Origin of the sequence: Streptomyces sp. BR123 (assembly GCF_013401435.1) — a bacterium.
Taxonomy (GTDB): Bacteria; Actinomycetota; Actinomycetes; order Streptomycetales; family Streptomycetaceae; genus Streptomyces.
The window spans coordinates 1-15,307 of record NZ_JACBGN010000174.1; the positions used below are offsets into that span (position 1 = coordinate 1).

Consider the following 15,307-nt stretch of genomic DNA (forward strand, 5'->3'; position numbering starts at 1 on the left):
GGCCTCTCCGGGGTGGGCGTCCCCGGGTCGGGGTTCGTCGCCGCGGGCGGAGGCGCAGGAGACGAGCGCGCCGAGGACGAGGAGGGCGCCGAGCGTGCGTCGCAGGACTCTCATGGCCCAGGTATAGGCCAACTCGCCTGCTGCGGACGGTGCGAGAATCGCCGGATGGCGGAAATCATCCAGAAGGACGGCACGTGGACCTTCGACGGGGACGCGGTGCGCATCGTGCCCGGTCGCGACAAGGGCGTGGGCCTGCTGCGCCAGACCCTCGGCGAGGTGGTCGTGCCGCTGCAGGCCCTGGCGGGGATCAGCCACGAGCCGGGGCGCAGGACGGGCCGGCTGAGGCTGCGGCTGCGCGACGGGGCGTGCCCGCTGCTGCAGGTGACCGGCGGGCGGCTGCCGGAGGCCTCGGACCCGTACCGGCTGACGGTGGAGTCGGACCGCAGCGGGGTGGCCGAGTACTTCGTGGATGAGGTGCGCAACGCGCTGCTGCTGGAGCAGGTGCCGGCGGGGCCGGTGGACGCGTACCTGCTGCCGGGGCCGGCGGTGCCGATCTCGGTGGGGGCGGGTGACGGGACGGTGGCCTTCGACGGGGACCGGGTGGGCCTGGACTGGAACTGGACGACGGAGGAGGCCAAGAGCTCGGGCGGGCCGCGCGAGTTCCGGGTCGCGGACCTGCGGTCGGTGGAGTGGTCGCCGTCGAAGGGCCTGGACAACGGCTGGATCCGGTTCGGCCTGGCAGGGGCGGCGCCGGCTCCGGCGCCGAAGTACGACCCGTACACGGTGGAGCTGTTCGGCTTCAAGAAGGACCCGCTGATGGCGCTGGTCGCGGCGGCCGTGGCGGTGCGGATGCCGCATCCGGCGGCTCCGGCCGAGCCCGTCCCGGTGCCGGCGCAGTCGCCGTCGCTGGCTCCGGCGCCCGCGGCGGAGGCGGCGGCGTCCGTGCCGACCGGGGCGGGGGGCGGGGAGGACCACGACGTGCTGCTTCGGCGGCTGCGGGAGCTGGGTGAGCTGCACCACGCGGGGATCCTCACGGCGGACGAGTTCGCCGCCGCCAAGCAGGCCGTTTTGCGCCGTTTCTAGCGGTTACATAGCGGATTGATGCATTCCACAGGTGCACTCCGGCGTGATCCTGCCCGCATTCGGGCAGGATCTTTGCTTTTACGGGGCGCTGGACGTCAATATCTACGAGTGCTCGACCGCCGCCCGTCGTACGACGACCTTGTCGACCACCTGGTGCGCAGCACCGCGCTGCAGCGCGGTGAGGCGGCCCGGGTGGTGCTCGACGTGCTGGCGTACTTCGACGAGACGACCGAGGAGTTCGTCCGGCGCCGCCACCGCGAACTGCAGTCCCGCGGGGCCGTCAACGCCGAGATCTTCGAACGGATCGCGGGCGAGCTGCCGCACCGGGCCGTGGCGCCGCCGGAGCTGTCCCTGCGACAGCTCCGCCGCATCGTCTACGGCTGACCGGCCCGCACGGACCGGTCACGGCACACCGGCCGCTCCGGCAGCGGCCAAAGCAACACCCGAACCTCAGGAGGGGACACTTCATGTGCGGAATCGTGGGATACATCGGCAAGCGCGACGTGGCGCCGCTGCTGCTCGAAGGCCTGCAGCGGCTTGAGTACCGCGGGTACGACTCCGCGGGCATCGTCGTCAACAGCCCGAAGTCCACGGCGCTGAAGGTCGTCAAGGCCAAGGGCCGGGTGCGCGAGCTGGAGTCCCGCGTCCCCAAGCGCTTCGCCGGCACCACCGGTATCGCCCACACCCGCTGGGCCACGCACGGCGCCCCGAGCGACCTCAACTCCCACCCGCACCTGGACGCCGAGGAGAAGGTCGCGGTCGTCCACAACGGCATCGTCGACAACGCCGCCGAGCTCCGCGCCAAGCTGGAGGCCGAGGGCGTGACCTTCGTCTCGGAGACAGACACCGAGGTCATCGTCCACCTCATCTCCCGCTCCCAGGCCGACACCCTGGAGGAGAAGGTCCGCGAGGCCGTCAAGGTCATCGAGGGCACCTACGGCATCGCCGTCATGCACGCCGACTTCGCCGACCGCATCGTCGTCGCCCGCAACGGCTCGCCGGTGATCCTCGGCATCGGCGAGAAGGAGATGCTCGTCGCCTCCGACGTCGCCGCCCTGATCGCGCACACCCGCCAGGTCGTCACCCTGAACGACGGCGAGATGGCCACCATCAAGGCCGACGACTTCCGCACCTACACCACCAGTGGCACCTCCACCACCGCCACCCCGGAGACCGTGGAGTGGGAGGCCGCCTCGTACGACATGGGCGGCCACGACACCTACATGCACAAGGAGATCTCCGAGCAGCCCGACGCGGTCGACCGCGTGCTGCGCGGCCGGATCGACGACCGCTTCTCCACCGTGCACCTGGGCGGCCTGAACCTGGACCCGCGCGAGGCGCGCGGCATCCGCCGGGTCAAGATCCTGGGCTGCGGCACCTCGTACCACGCGGGCCTCATCGGCGCGAGCCTCATCGAGAGCATGGCCCGCATCCCCGCGGACGCCGAGCCGGCCTCCGAGTTCCGCTACCGCAACCCGGTCGTGGACCCCGACACCCTCTACATCGCCGTCTCCCAGTCCGGTGAGACCTACGACGTCCTCGCCGCGGTGCAGGAACTCAAGCGCAAGGGCGCCCGCGTCCTCGGCGTCGTCAACGTGGTGGGCTCCGCGATCGCCCGCGAAGCCGACGGCGGCGTGTACGTGCACGCCGGCCCCGAGGTCTGCGTCGTCTCCACCAAGTGCTTCACCAACACGGTCGTGGCGTTCGCGCTGCTCGCCGTGCACCTGGGCCGCATACGCGACCTGTCCGTCACCGACGGCAAGCGCATCATCGAGGGCCTGCGCCGCCTGCCCGCCCAGATCGAGGAGATCCTCAAGGGCGAGGAGGACATCAAGAAGCTCGCCGCCGAGTACGCGGACGCCAAGTCGATGATGTTCATCGGCCGTGTCCGGGGCTACCCGGTGGCCCTGGAGGCCTCCCTGAAGCTCAAGGAGATCTCCTACATCCACGCCGAGGCCTACCCGGCCTCCGAGCTCAAGCACGGCCCGCTCGCCCTGATCGAGCCGGCGATGCCGACGATCGCGATCGTCCCGGACGACGACCTGCTGGAGAAGAACCGCGCCGCGCTGGAGGAGATCAAGGCCCGCAGCGGCCGGATCCTGGCCGTCGCGCACCGCGAGCAGGAGAAGGCGGACCACACCATCGTCGTCCCGAAGAACGAGGACGAGCTGGACCCGATCCTGATGGGCATCCCGCTGCAGCTGCTGGCGTACCACACGGCGCTGGCCCTGGGCCGGGACATCGACAAGCCGCGCAACCTGGCGAAGTCCGTCACGGTCGAGTAGGCGCCCCGCCGCAGGCACACACGAGAACGGCCTCCCGGGACACCGGGGGCCGTTCCGCATTCCGCCGTGCGGCCGGTTCAGCCCGCGGCGACCGCGCTGCCGCGGGAGGCCTTGCCGAAGGCGGTCGGCCAGTGGGCCAGTGCCGCCGTCGCGCCGTACCAGGTCAGCAGCCCGGAGACGGCGGCCACCCAGCCGGCTGCCTTGGCCAGCCCGCCGCTGTCGGCGAGGGTGCCGGTCGCGAGGAGCAGCAGGGACAGGGTGAGCAGGGCGTACGCGCCCTGGCCGAACAGTCCGCTCGCGGCGCCCGTGGTGAGGGTCAGCGCGAGGAGGGCGAAGAGGATCAGGAACAGGCCCGCGGCGTGGGCGGAAACCTTGGTGTCGGCCCCCGCGGCCCAGGTGAACCAGAAGGCGCCGAGGCCCGCGAACGCCGTGCCGTTGAAGCCGTTTCCGCCACGGAACTCCAGGAGTCCGAGGACGAAGAGGCCGAAGCCGCCGACGTAGGTCGCGAGCGAGACGGCGTCCGCCGCGGACACTCCGCCGATGATGCCGGTGTGGCCGATACCGAACGCGAGAAGGGTGAGACCCAGGGCGATGTTCCCGAGGGTCGAAGTCGAGGCCGTGCTTCCCGCAGAGACACCATTGTCCACGGCGGGCTCCCTTCGATCTGCAGTTGTGTGCTGCGTCCCAGCAGCATTTATCTACCCTTTACAGGGGTGCACAACCGCACAATCGACACAGCGGCGGTTACGGAATGACAACGACCGGTCGCTGTGCGCGCTTGGCGAGCCGGCCCGCGACCGACCCGAAGATCCGGCCGACGAACCCGTGCGTGGAGCCGACCACGATGGCGTCCGCCGAGTACTCACGGCCGACTTCCTCCAGCTCGTGGCAGATGTCCCCGCCGCGCTCAACGAGGATCCACGGCACCTCGGCCAGGTAGTCCGCGCAGGCCAGTTCCAGCCCGAGGACCTCGGTGCGGTGGTCGGGGACGTCCACGAAGACCGGCGGCTCGCAGCCGGCCCACACGGTGGTGGGCAAGCGGTTGGCCACGTGGACGATGATCAGGCCGGAGCCGGAGCGGCGGGCCATCCCGATCGCGTACGCGAGGGCGCGCTCGCTGGAGGTGGAGCCGTCGAACCCCACGACGACGCCGTGCCGGAAGGCCGGGTCGCAGGAAGGACGCGCCTGCTCCGTTGCGCGCAGGTCGCTCGGCACCTGATCGGCGAGCGGCTTGCGCTTGCGATCAGCGGGTTCGGGGGATTCGTGACCGGCCATGGATGTCTCGGCGAAGTGGTCCTCGGGGGAAGGGACAAGGCGACGGGGCGACAATGGGCGAAAACGACGACTCAGGGTGACGGACCTCTGTCCGGGAAGCATCTTCCCAAGCCCTTACCCACCAGGGTACGGCGACACTCCTGTCGCTGGACAGGGCATGCCGCACTTGGAGAGTGTCCCAGGGAGCATGCCGGAGCGAGGCCGCCTTGGCAATGCCCGCTGTCCCCTACAGGCAGTGACGAGCGGCCCTTGCGCGCCACCCGCGCGCGCAGTGACCGAGCCCTGCCGCACGCCGTTGGACAGGCGTCCGACCGCCCAGGAGAGCCCGCAGGGAGTACGCCGTGCCCGGCCATCCGGTTCACCCCGTCCAGCCCGCTCAGCCGACGCAGCCCGCCCCGTTCGCCGGCACGACCCCTCATGTCACCCCCGCCCCCGTTCACCCGTTCGTGCAGGGCGGCAGGCACTCCCATGAGGACCCCGCGGGTGACGTGGTGCGCTGGGCCGCCTTCAGCTGCCTGCTCGTCCCGGTGGTCCTCGTCGTGTACGGCAGCACCTTCGGCGGGGCCGCCGTGGCGACCCTGGGCCTGGCCGCCGTCACGGCGGTGTGCCGGGTGATGCTGCGCTGGTCCGAGAAGGGGAGCCGGGGCGCCGCGAGGATCCCGGCCGAGGACGGGCTGCCGGTGACGGACCGGCGCCGCCGGCACTCGCGGGGCGGGAGCGGGACCCGTGGCGGGGGTCGGAGCGGGGCGCGGCACGGGGGCCGGAGCGGGGCGCGGCACGGCTGCAACGGCTCCGGCAGGGCCCCTCGGAGGGACTGACCGATTCACACACCCATACCCGCATGATTTCAGCCAACTTCGAGACACCGTGCCGGTCTTGCCGGAATGCCCCTCTGCACTTCCCACCACCGGCAACGACGGCGTCCGGGGGGCCGGAAGACCCGATGGGTACTGGCCACGGCCGGAGTGCGATCTTCCCGCTTCGGTAGCGGAGTGGAACGCTTACTGATCGAATGCTTTTCGCCAAGTTGCCAAGTCGACATAGCGCTGCGTGCTGAACTTGTCACGCCGACACCACGGGACGCAGTAGATTCGATCATGTTCTACGGCGGGGGATCCACGTGCAAGGCCGAGGGGAAACGTGCAGGTGCGACCAGACCAGGGAGTCGCGACACCCAAGGGGGGCTTAGCCATGAGCCAGGATTCCACCGCCGTCGTCACGGACGCCGGCAGGAAACTTGCGGGGCGTCGCCGCAGGGAGATCGTTGCGGTGCTGCTGTTCAGCGGCGGGCCGATCTTCGAGAGCTCCATTCCACTCTCCGTGTTCGGCATTGACCGGCAGGACGCGGGAGTTCCACGCTATCGACTGCTCGTCTGCGCCGGGGAGGACGGTCCGCTGCGGACCACCGGCGGACTCGAGCTGACCGCGCCGTACGGCCTGGAGGCGATCGCCCGCGCGGGCACCGTCGTCGTCCCGGCCTGGCGTTCCATCACGTCACCGCCGCCGCCCGAGGCGCTCGACGCACTGCGTCTGGCACACGAGGAGGGGGCCCGGATCGTCGGACTGTGCACGGGAGCGTTCGTGCTCGCCGCCGCCGGCCTGCTGGACGGCCGGCCCGCGACGACGCACTGGATGTACGCGCCGACGCTGGCCAAGCGCTATCCGTCCGTCCACGTCGACCCGCGCGAGCTGTTCGTCGACGACGGCGACGTGCTCACGTCCGCGGGCACCGCGGCCGGAATCGACCTGTGCCTCCACATCGTGCGCACCGACCACGGCAGCGAGGCGGCAGGGGCACTGGCCCGGCGGCTCGTGGTCCCGCCGCGGCGCACCGGAGGCCAGGAGCGCTACCTCGACCGGTCGCTGCCGGAGGAGATCGGCGCCGACCCGCTGGCCGAGGTCGTCGCCTGGGCGCTGGAGCACCTCCACGAGCAGTTCGACGTGGAGACGCTCGCCGCCCGCGCCTACATGAGCCGGCGCACCTTCGACCGGCGGTTCCGCTCGCTGACCGGCAGCGCACCGCTGCAGTGGCTGATCACCCAGCGGGTGCTCCAGGCCCAGCGGCTGCTGGAGACCTCCGACTACTCGGTCGACGAGGTCGCCGGGCGCTGCGGATTCCGCTCGCCGGTGGCGCTGCGCGGGCACTTCCGCCGGCAGCTGGGGTCCTCCCCGGCGGCCTACCGCTCCGCCTACCGGGCCCGCCGTCCCCAGGGCGACACGGCGCAGGTGTCGGACATGTCGGCCGGCCCCCTGCCGCACCAGCGCACCCCGCAGCCCCACCGGGCGGCGGCGGCGCTGGCCGCCTCCGGTCCGACGGTGACGGAGCTGTACGCCCCGTCGCGGGTGCTGCGCGAGCACGCGTAGCCCGCAGCGGGCGCTGCCCGGCCCTGGGCCCCTGTGCCGGTCACGACCGGTGCGGGGGCCTTGCGCACTTCCGGCCCGGCCGGATCGGCTGAGCGAGCGCATAAGGTGGACGCATGAACGATCGCATGGTGTGGATCGACTGCGAGATGACGGGCCTCTCGCTGACGGACGACGCACTTATCGAGGTGGCCGCGCTGGTCACCGACTCGGAGCTCAACGTGCTCGGCGAAGGCGTGGACATCGTGATCCGCCCGCCGGACGCGGCCCTGGAGACCATGCCCGATGTGGTGCGCGCGATGCACACCGCCTCCGGCCTGCTCGACGAGCTGGCCGGTGGAACCACCCTCGCGGACGCCGAGGCGCAGGTCCTGGCCTACGTGCGCGAGCACGTGAAGGAGCCCCGCAAGGCGCCGCTGTGCGGCAACTCGGTCTCCACCGACCGCGGCTTCCTGCTGCGGGACATGCCCGCGCTGGAGAGCCACCTGCACTACCGGATCGTGGACGTCTCCTCGGTCAAGGAGCTGGCGCGCCGCTGGTACCCGCGGGCCTACTTCAACAGCCCGCCGAAGAACGGCAACCACCGGGCGCTCGCGGACATCAAGGAGTCCATCGCCGAGCTGCGCTACTACCGGGAGGCGGTCTTCGTACCGCAGCCCGGCCCGGACTCGGACACGGCGCGGACCATCGCCGCGAAGCACGTCCTGCCCGCCGAGTAGCACCCGCCGGAACCCTCCGGAGGAGAGGGCGGCGGAATGGGGGGAGCGAGCACCCTTCCGGACCCTGTACCCTTTTCTTCGGCCGGTCGGTTTCCGACCGGACATGGTGGGTGTAGCTCAGTTGGTAGAGCACCTGGTTGTGGTCCAGGTGGCCGCGGGTTCGAGTCCCGTCACTCACCCTTCACCGGAGGCCCCGGTCCGCGCGAGCGGGCCGGGGCCTTCTGCGTTCCGCCGGCCGGTCAGCCCCGGTCACGGAAGTCGTCCGCGTGCTCCTCGGCCCAGGTCGCGAAGGACCGGGCCGGGCGACCGGTGAGCCGGGACACCTCGTCGGTGAGGGCGGCGGGAACACCGTCACCCGCGGCCCAGCAGTCGAGGAGCGCGTCGGCGAAGGGCCCCGGTATGTGGGCTACGGCCTCGGCCTTCCACTGCTCGGCGGTGACCGTCTCGTAGGACAAGGGGCGCCGGAGGGCGCGGCCGAGTATGGACAGTTGGTCCGCGAACGTGAGCGACTGCGGGCCGGTGAGGGTGTAGGCGCGCCCGGCGAGGGCGGGGTCGGTCAGCACGGCGTAGGCGGCCTCTGCGAGGTCGGCCTCGTGGACCGGGTCGGTGTGCGCCCCCGGGTACGGCAGGCGGACCGGCAGGCCGGCCCGCAGCAGTCCCGCCCAGCCGAGGGCGTTGGACGCGAAGGCCCCGGGGCGCAGCAGGGTGGTCCGCAGCGGCGAGGCCAGCAGCACTTCCTCCACGGCGCGGTGAGCCGTGGCCAGCTGGTTGCCGGCGGCCGGGTCGAGCACCGCGGAGGAGGACAGCAGCACGACGTGCTCGACGCCCGCGGCGGTCGCCTCCTTGACGAAGGCGTCGATGCCGGAGGCCTCGGCGTAGAGGAAGACGGACCGGGCTCCGGCGAGCGCTTCGGGAAAGGTCGCCGGATCGGACAGGTCGCAGAGGACGGTGCCCGGGATGTCCGGCTCCCGGGATCCGAGGCGGTGCTCGACACCGCGGGCGCTCAAGAGGGAGACGAGGCGGCGGGCGACGGCACCTCGGGCACCGGTCACGAGGATCGACATGGTGAAACCCTGCTTCCTGTTTTGCGTGTCGGGATGCGCATGCCTGTAGGGAACTGCGCACGATAGGATTACTACGCGATGCAGATTGTGCACTGAACATTCTCTGCGTCACGCAATCAAATTTCAGGCATGGAGAACCCGATGTCAACCGATTCCCCCCGTTCGGGTGAGCAGTGGAGCCGCGCCGAGCTGCTCGCGCACGTCGTGACGGAGAGCCAGCGCCACTACGCCGGATACTCGCTCTTCACCCAGGCCCTCGCCGACCACGTCGGCCTGCACCCCACCGACATGCAGTGCATCGCGCTCCTCGACCTGGAGCCCGGCCCCGTCAGCACCGGCGACGTCGCCCGCCTCACCGGCCTGACCTCGGGCTCCGCCACCCGCCTCGTCGACCGCCTGGTCAAGGCCGGCATCGTGGAGCGGCTCGCCGACCCCAACGACCGCCGCCGCTCCCTCGTCGCCCTCGCCCCCGGCGCCCGCACACGGATCGGCGAGGCCTGGGACACCCCCGGACGGGCCTTCGGCGCCGTCCTGGACCGCTACTCCGACGCCGAGCTCGCCGTCATCGCCGACTACCTGCACCGCGCCGCCGAAGTCGGCCGGGCCCAGGCCGAGCGGCTCCAGTCCGGCGGCTGACCGCGGAGCGGGCGAAGGGCACCGCCGGCGCCTCCGGCGCTCGGCTCAGGCCGGCGAGGAGGACATCGCCGCCAAGCCCTTCGCCAGCTCCTCCCGGTTCATCACCGGACCGATCTCCATCTCCGCACCGAGCTGCAGGAACATGTCCTCCAGCAGCGCCGGGACCAGCGAGCTGTCCTGGAGGTCGAAGACGATCCAGCAGGACCGTACGCCCTCGTGGAGGCCGAAATAGGCGGCTTCCGGCTTCACCTTCTCCATGAACTTCTGGATCACCAAGGGCAGGGCTCCGCTCTTGATCCCCTCGTTTCCGGCGGCCGTGTCGATGTGGGCCCGGAGCATGACTCTCATGGCTGACTCCCTCCGTCAGGGCCACCCTCGGCGGGGTCCCCGGGCCCGGCAACCTCTGCACGCCCGACCGGGTGTCAGGCCCCCGCGCCCGGCCCGGCGCCCGCCGCCGGGTCAGGGCCCGGCGCCCGCCGCCGGGTCAGGGCCCGGCGCCCGCGGGTCAGGCGTCGGCGCCGGGGACCAGGCGCGTGCCGCCCCTGCGGGCGCCCTGGATGTGGAAGTTGAAGTCGGTGTGCCCGAGGGCCCCCATCAGCCGGAGCCAGACCGGGAGCAGCATCTCGGCCCCGCGGGCCGTCTCGATGCCGCCGAGGTCCAGCACGCTCGCGTCCGGCCAGCCGAACGAGTGCAGCAGCGCCCGTACCTCCGCCTTGGCCTCGGGGTCCTCCCCCGACAGGAACACCGTGTGCTCCCCCGGCACCCGCGCGGGATCCACCATGATCCGGCAGTTCATGGTGTTCAGCGTCTTGACCACCCGCAGCCCCGGGAAGGTCCGCTGGATCCGTTCGCCCAGGCTGTCGTCGTTCACCGGGTTCAGGGTCGGCGGGAACCCCCGGGAGAAGTCCAGCGGGTTCGCGATGTCGATCAGGATCCTGCCGTCCAGGTGCGCGGCGCCGGCCTCCGCGAGGATCGCCACGCTGGCCTGCCCGGCCGTGGCGTTGACGAGGGTTTCGCCGAGCCGGGCGGCCTCGGCGAAGCCGGCCAGCCCGACGTCCGCCGCGCCGTGCCCGCCCGCCTGCCACGCGACGAACTCGTCGCGGCCGGCGGTGGCCTCGGGATCGCGGGTGCCGATGACGACCTCGTGGCCGAGGGAGTTCAGACGGGCGGCGATCACGCGGCCGACCGCCCCGGTGCCGAGGACTGCGTAGCGCATGGGCGTTCCGATCCTTCCGATGGTTCCTGCTCTGCCGTGTCCGCGCGCCGATCCGTACCGCCGGGTCCCCGATCGGATCCCCGCCCCGGTCCGCGCCCTGGTCCGTGCCCCGCTCCGCGCGCACCCGCCGGCTACCCGCCCAGGATCCGCAGGTCGTGGAAGAACTCGTAACGCCGCGGGTCGTCCGGCAGGACCCAGTGGAGCCCCTCCTGCAGGAACACGGCCACCACGCTCACGGCGGCCACCAGCCCGAGGAGCCACAGCGCGAGCAGCCCCGCCGCCCGGTGCGGCCCCGGCCCGGCCGTCGGAACGGCGCGGCCCGCGGTCGCGTGGGCGCAGGCCAGGACGATGCCGACCGCGACGGCCGAGGCCTGGAAGAGGACCCACGCCCACACGCCGAGGTGCAGGCCGAGCACCTCGCCGCCGTGGCCCCTGCCGCCCGGCAGGACGCGCGGCACCGCCTGCCGCCAGGAGGCGAACGAGCCGACGGCGACCGCGACCAGCGCCAGCCCCCAGCCCGTCATGTAGTCGCGGCCCGTCACCACCCCGTGCGTGAGCGCCGTACGGACGATGTACGCCGCCCCCGTCGCCGCCAGCAGCATGAGCATCCGCTGCACGACGCAGAGCGGGCAGGGCTGCTCCCCCAGCGCGAGCTGGACGAAGAGGCCGGCGCCGCAGACACCCGTCCAGCCGAGGGCGAAGAGGCACGCGAACCAGTACTGCGCCCGTCCCAGCAGACCGCCCTCGGGTGGGGTCTGGGGGAGGATGCTCTCCATCGTGGCCATGGCGCGGTCAGTGGATCGGGCCGAGGACGGGGCCGCCGGGCAGGTGGTGCGCCATGAGCAGGACCACCGCGGTCAGCGTGAGCCACCAGGCTCCGAGCACAGCCGTCCGCGACGCGTCCCGGCACAGGGTGATCAGCGTGGCGAGGAGGCCGCCGAAGATGAGGGTGTCCATGCCGCGGACCGTACCGACGAACGGCGCGTGCACCCCGTCAGGCGCGCCCCGGCCGCCCGCCGGTTACGTCGGTTGCCCGTCAGCCGCCGCGCCGCTTGCGCCGCCCGCGCCGCTCCCGCCCGCCGCGCGCCCCGCCGCCGCGGGCCCGGTCGTCCAGGGCGATCCACAGCCTGACCTCGGTGCCGCCGAGCACCGAGCGGCCGATCCGCACGTCGCCGCCGGTCCCCTCGGCGACCCGGCGCACGATGTCCAGTCCGAGGCCCGTCGAGCCGTCCCGGCCGCCGTCGTTGCCCCGGCGCAGGGCCGCGTCGGGGTCGTCGATCCCCGGTCCGCTGTCCGACACGAGCACGATGACGGCGTCCCCCGCGTCGTGCACGTCGATGGCGAAGGCCGTGCCCTCGGGGGTGTGCCGGAAGACGTTGCCGAGCAGGGCGTCCAGGGCGGCCGCGAGTTCCGGCCGGGCGACCGGGATCCGTACGGTCCGGTCCACGCCGGCGAGCCGCACCTCACGGCCCTGGTCCTCCGCGAGCGCCGACCAGAACGCCATCCGGTCCCGGATGACCTCGGAGGCGTCGCAGCCCGCCGCGGCTGCGACCCCGGCCGTGCCGGCCGCGCGCTGCTCGCGGGCGGTGCGGATGATCGTGTCGACCTCCCGTTCCAGCTGCTCGACCGCGGCCCGGGTCTGCTCGGCGGCCGGACCGTCCCCGAGCGAGGCCGTGTTGAGCCGGAGCACCGTCAGCGGCGTCCGCAGCCGGTGCGACAGGTCGGCGGCCAGCTCCCGCTCGTTGGCGAGGAGTTCCACCACCTGGTCCGCCATGGAGTTGAACGCCACGGCGGCCGACCGGAGTTCCTTCGGCCCGTCCTCCGGCACGCGCGCCCCCAGCCGTCCCTCGCCCAGCTGGTGCGCGGCGTCCGCGAGCCGCTCGGCCGGGCGCACCAGCCGGGCGCCGAGCCGGTCGGCGACCGCGACCGAGCCGACGACGAGCGCCAGGCCGACGCCTGCGAGGACCAGCCAGGCGGTGGCGACACCGTTGCTGACCTCCCGCTCGGGCACGAGGATCTCCACCACCGCGATGTCCCCGGAGCCGAGCGCGGTGGGCTGGAGCAGTGCCGAACCGCCGCGCGCCAGCGGCACCGTCATCGCCCGCCCGAGCCGCCGGGTCTCGTCCACGGCGTGCGCGCCGGCCCGGCCGGTGCCGATCTCCACTGCCGCGCCGCCGCCGACCGCGGGCACGTGGACGGCCATCCGCTGGGCTGCGCCCATCTCAGTGGACTCCACGGCCCGGCGCAGCTGCCCGGGGTCGGTGGTGATGGACAGGGTCGGGCCGATGGTGGCCGCCTGCCGCTCGGCGTTGGAGAACGCCCGGTCGCTGGCCATCTCCTGGACGACCAGCCCGAGCGGCACGGCGAAGGCCACCACCACCATGGCGGTGACCGCCAGGCACACCTTGACCAGGGCCCATCTCACCGGGGCGGCTCCAGCTTGACCCCGACCCCGCGCAGGGTGTGCAGGTAGCGGGGGTTGGCGGCGGTCTCCCCGAGCTTGCGGCGCAGCCAGGACAGGTGCACGTCTATCGTCTGGTCGTCGCCGTACGACTGCTGCCACACCTCGGCGAGCAGCTCGCGCCGGGACACCACCACGCCGGGCCGCCCGGCCAAGAAGGCCAGCAGGTCGAACTCCCGCCGCGTCAGGTCCAGGGCGGCACCGTCCAGTTCGGCCTGCCGCCGCAGCGGGTCGATGGCCAGGCCGCCGACCCGCAGGACCCGCGAGGGCGCCTCCGCGCCGGCGGCGGACCGGGCACGGCGCAGTACGGCGGCCATCCGGGCGGAGAGGTGCTCCACGGAGAACGGTTTCGTCAGGTAGTCGTCGGCACCGTCGTTGAGCAGCCGGACGATCTCGGCCTCGTCGTCGCGCGCCGTGGCGATGATCACCGGTACGTCGGTGATGCCGCGCAGCATCTTGAGCGCCTCCGACCCGTCCAGGTCGGGCAGGCCCAGGTCGAGGATGACCACGTCGAAGCGGTGGTGGGCGACCTCGCGCAGGGCCTCCAGGGCCGTGCCGACGCTGCGCACGGTGTGCGCGGCGTCGGTCAGGTGCCGGATGAGGGCGGAACGTACGAACTGGTCGTCCTCGACCACGAGCACACTTGCCATGAGCCGCACCGTAGTCCATTCGGGCGACCCAGCGGGGTGTCGGTCGGTGTTCGGGTCCGGTGGTGCAGTATGTGAGCTGATGCACCGAGGACTTGTACATGCATGCGCCTGGACGCTGGCGACCGGGGCGGCGGTGACGCTGTCGTGGTGGGGCGTGCACACGGTGATGTCCGGGACGGCCTACGATCCGCCGCTGGCGGTGCCGTTGGCCACGAAGCAGCCGCCCTCGTCGACGCACGGCACGGGCGCCGGCGGTTCCCCGTCCCCGTCCGTGTCCCCGTCCGATTCCGCCTCCCCTTCGCCGTCCCCGTCGGCCTCGGCGGCGCCGTCCGCGGAGGCCTCCTCCGCGAAACCGTCGCCGAAGGCGTCCCAGGGCGCGCGCCCGGCCGGCGAGCAGGGTGCCGGCGGTGCGGGCGGCACGGTGAAGGCGTACACGGTCAACGGCGGCCGGGTGGTGTTCGACCTCGGTGCGTTCTCGGCCGACCTGGTCTCGGCGACGCCGGACGCCGGCTGGCAGATGCAGGTGTGGAAGCAGCCGTTCTGGATCCGGGTGACCTTCACCAAGGGCGACCGCGAGATGTCGGTCTTCTGCACCTGGAACGGCCACCCGCCGCTGGTGGAGACGTACGAGGGCTGACCGCGCCGGCCCCCGCCGCATGCGCCTCAGTGGAACACGGACGGCGGCGGCTGGGGGGAGGCGGTCGCCGCGGCGTCGACCACCGGGGCGGCGCCGCCGGCGAAGTCGGTCAGGGCGCGGCCGTGTTCGACCCGGCCCGGGTGCGGGTCGCTCGCGACGCGGCGGGTGAACTCGGCCACCGGCAGCTCCCGGTCGGCGGCGGCCAGGACCGCGTTGCCGAACCGCTTCCCCCGCCACACCACCGGGTCCGCGGCCATCGCCAGGTGCGTGAAGCGGGCCGCGGCGGTGGCGATCTGGCCGCGCAGGTGCGTGAGCGGCGGCCCGTCGGCGAGGTTGGCCACGTACCAGCCGCCGGGCGCCAGGGCACGGCGTACGTCGTCCAGGAACTCGGTGCTGGTCAGGTGGGCCGGGGTGCGGGCGCCGCCGAACACGTCCGCGATCACCAGGTCCGCCCAGCCGTCCGGGACCTTCGCCAGCCCGGCCCGCGCGTCCAGCGTCCGGACCCGGATCCGGGCCTGCGGGTCCAGCGGCAGGTGCTCCCGAACGAAGGCGACGAGCGCGGCGTCGATCTCCACGACCTGCTGGGTGGAGCGGGGGCGGGCGGCAGCCGTGTAGCGGGCGAGGGTGAAGGCGCCGCCGCCGAGGTGCACCACGTTCAGGGGCTGCCGGGCGGGGGCCGCGAGGTCGATGAGGTGGCCGATCCGGCGCTGGTAGGCGAAGGCCAGGTGCCCCGGGTCGCCGAGGTCGACGTGGGACTGCGGCGCCCCGTCGACCAGCAGGGTCCAGGCCTCGGCCCGCTCGTGGTCGGGCGCCAGCTCCGCCAGCCCTCCGCCCACCTGCCCGACGACCGCCTCGGAGATGCCGCGCCCGCGCTGTCTGCTGCCTCTGCCCTTGCCTGCCACCACCCCATTGTCCCCGCC

The 15,307-nt window shown here is 72.9% G+C and carries 19 protein-coding genes and 1 tRNA gene; 9 read left to right on the forward strand and 11 right to left on the reverse strand.

Translation table 11 applies throughout. The features are described 5' to 3' along the window. The first annotated feature begins 165 nt into the window (after nt 1-165). The 3 genes from HYE82_RS23815 (at nt 166) to glmS (ending at nt 3,368) form a co-directional block, all read left to right on the forward strand. The gene (locus HYE82_RS23815; RefSeq protein WP_179176185.1) at nt 166-1,083 is read left to right on the forward strand and encodes a DUF4429 domain-containing protein; all 918 of its coding nucleotides are present in this window, start codon (nt 166-168) and stop codon (nt 1,081-1,083) included. 108 nt (nt 1,084-1,191) lie between these two features. Next, nucleotides 1,192-1,467 (forward strand): hypothetical protein, encoded by a 276-nt coding sequence (locus HYE82_RS23820; RefSeq protein WP_179176186.1) that lies wholly within the window; start codon nt 1,192-1,194, stop codon nt 1,465-1,467. Between the two features lie 83 nt (nt 1,468-1,550). Next, nucleotides 1,551-3,368, forward strand: coding sequence for a glutamine--fructose-6-phosphate transaminase (isomerizing) (glmS, locus tag HYE82_RS23825; RefSeq protein ID WP_179176187.1), 1,818 nt, complete (start codon nt 1,551-1,553; stop codon nt 3,366-3,368). Nucleotides 3,369-3,445: 77 nt separating this feature from the next. Here the strand turns inward: glmS and HYE82_RS23830 are convergent, their stop codons facing one another. Further along, nucleotides 3,446-4,015 carry a GPR1/FUN34/YaaH family transporter gene (locus tag HYE82_RS23830; RefSeq protein WP_179176188.1) on the reverse strand — a complete coding sequence of 190 codons (570 nt, stop codon included), beginning with the start codon at nt 4,013-4,015 and terminating at the stop codon, nt 3,446-3,448. Nucleotides 4,016-4,112: 97 nt separating this feature from the next. Beyond that, on the reverse strand, nt 4,113-4,643 hold the full coding sequence (locus HYE82_RS23835) for a universal stress protein (RefSeq protein WP_179176189.1): 531 nt from the start codon (nt 4,641-4,643) through the stop codon (nt 4,113-4,115). A 446-nt stretch (nt 4,644-5,089) separates the two neighbouring features. Here HYE82_RS23835 and HYE82_RS23840 point away from each other — a divergent pair, with 446 nt between their 5' ends. The 4 genes from HYE82_RS23840 (at nt 5,090) to HYE82_RS23855 (ending at nt 7,902) form a co-directional block, all read left to right on the forward strand. After that, nucleotides 5,090-5,461: a hypothetical protein gene (locus tag HYE82_RS23840; protein WP_179176202.1), complete on the forward strand. Its 372-nt coding sequence runs from the start codon at nt 5,090-5,092 to the stop codon at nt 5,459-5,461. 373 nt (nt 5,462-5,834) lie between these two features. Next, nucleotides 5,835-7,007: a helix-turn-helix domain-containing protein gene (locus HYE82_RS23845; RefSeq protein WP_179176190.1), complete on the forward strand. Its 1,173-nt coding sequence runs from the start codon at nt 5,835-5,837 to the stop codon at nt 7,005-7,007. Nucleotides 7,008-7,120: 113 nt separating this feature from the next. After that, nucleotides 7,121-7,723 (forward strand): oligoribonuclease, encoded by a 603-nt coding sequence (orn, locus tag HYE82_RS23850; RefSeq protein WP_179176191.1) that lies wholly within the window; start codon nt 7,121-7,123, stop codon nt 7,721-7,723. A 106-nt stretch (nt 7,724-7,829) separates the two neighbouring features. Then, nucleotides 7,830-7,902: transfer RNA gene (locus HYE82_RS23855), tRNA-His, on the forward strand. 60 nt (nt 7,903-7,962) lie between these two features. Here the strand turns inward: HYE82_RS23855 and HYE82_RS23860 are convergent. Next, nucleotides 7,963-8,787 carry an NAD(P)H-binding protein gene (locus HYE82_RS23860; RefSeq protein ID WP_179176192.1) on the reverse strand — a complete coding sequence of 275 codons (825 nt, stop codon included), beginning with the start codon at nt 8,785-8,787 and terminating at the stop codon, nt 7,963-7,965. Nucleotides 8,788-8,928: 141 nt separating this feature from the next. Between HYE82_RS23860 and HYE82_RS23865 the strand changes: the two genes are divergently transcribed. Continuing rightward, complete coding sequence (locus tag HYE82_RS23865) at nt 8,929-9,423, forward strand: MarR family winged helix-turn-helix transcriptional regulator (protein ID WP_179176193.1); 495 nt, start codon at nt 8,929-8,931, stop codon at nt 9,421-9,423. Nucleotides 9,424-9,468: 45 nt separating this feature from the next. Here HYE82_RS23865 and HYE82_RS23870 read toward each other — a convergent pair whose 3' ends face one another. The 7 genes from HYE82_RS23870 to HYE82_RS39055 form a co-directional block, all read right to left on the reverse strand. Beyond that, on the reverse strand, nt 9,469-9,771 hold the full coding sequence (locus HYE82_RS23870; RefSeq protein WP_179176194.1) for a hypothetical protein: 303 nt from the start codon (nt 9,769-9,771) through the stop codon (nt 9,469-9,471). Between the two features lie 157 nt (nt 9,772-9,928). Beyond that, nucleotides 9,929-10,639, reverse strand: coding sequence for an NADPH-dependent F420 reductase (locus HYE82_RS23875; RefSeq protein WP_179176195.1), 711 nt, complete (start codon nt 10,637-10,639; stop codon nt 9,929-9,931). A gap of 131 nt (nt 10,640-10,770) precedes the next feature. Then, entirely contained in the window at nt 10,771-11,424 is a 654-nt protein-coding gene (locus tag HYE82_RS23880) for a disulfide bond formation protein B (RefSeq protein ID WP_179176196.1), read from the reverse strand. 7 nt (nt 11,425-11,431) lie between these two features. Beyond that, complete coding sequence (locus HYE82_RS23885) at nt 11,432-11,596, reverse strand: DUF5993 family protein (protein WP_218782986.1); 165 nt, start codon at nt 11,594-11,596, stop codon at nt 11,432-11,434. A 79-nt stretch (nt 11,597-11,675) separates the two neighbouring features. After that, entirely contained in the window at nt 11,676-13,064 is a 1,389-nt protein-coding gene (locus HYE82_RS23890) for a HAMP domain-containing sensor histidine kinase (protein ID WP_179176198.1), read from the reverse strand. Then, a complete protein-coding gene (locus HYE82_RS23895; protein WP_179176199.1) occupies nt 13,061-13,750 on the reverse strand; it encodes a response regulator transcription factor in 690 nt (229 codons plus the stop codon). The genes HYE82_RS23890 and HYE82_RS23895 overlap by 4 nt, the downstream gene beginning before the upstream one ends. A gap of 180 nt (nt 13,751-13,930) precedes the next feature. After that, nucleotides 13,931-14,170, reverse strand: coding sequence for a hypothetical protein (locus HYE82_RS39055; protein WP_306439622.1), 240 nt, complete (start codon nt 14,168-14,170; stop codon nt 13,931-13,933). A gap of 1 nt (nt 14,171) precedes the next feature. On the opposite strand from HYE82_RS39055, the gene HYE82_RS39060 reads away from it, so the two are divergent. Further along, the gene (locus HYE82_RS39060) at nt 14,172-14,387 is read left to right on the forward strand and encodes a hypothetical protein (RefSeq protein WP_306439623.1); all 216 of its coding nucleotides are present in this window, start codon (nt 14,172-14,174) and stop codon (nt 14,385-14,387) included. A 26-nt stretch (nt 14,388-14,413) separates the two neighbouring features. Here HYE82_RS39060 and HYE82_RS23905 read toward each other — a convergent pair whose 3' ends face one another. Next, on the reverse strand, nt 14,414-15,289 hold the full coding sequence (locus HYE82_RS23905; protein ID WP_179176201.1) for a spermidine synthase: 876 nt from the start codon (nt 15,287-15,289) through the stop codon (nt 14,414-14,416). Between the last annotated feature and the right edge of the window lie 18 nt (nt 15,290-15,307).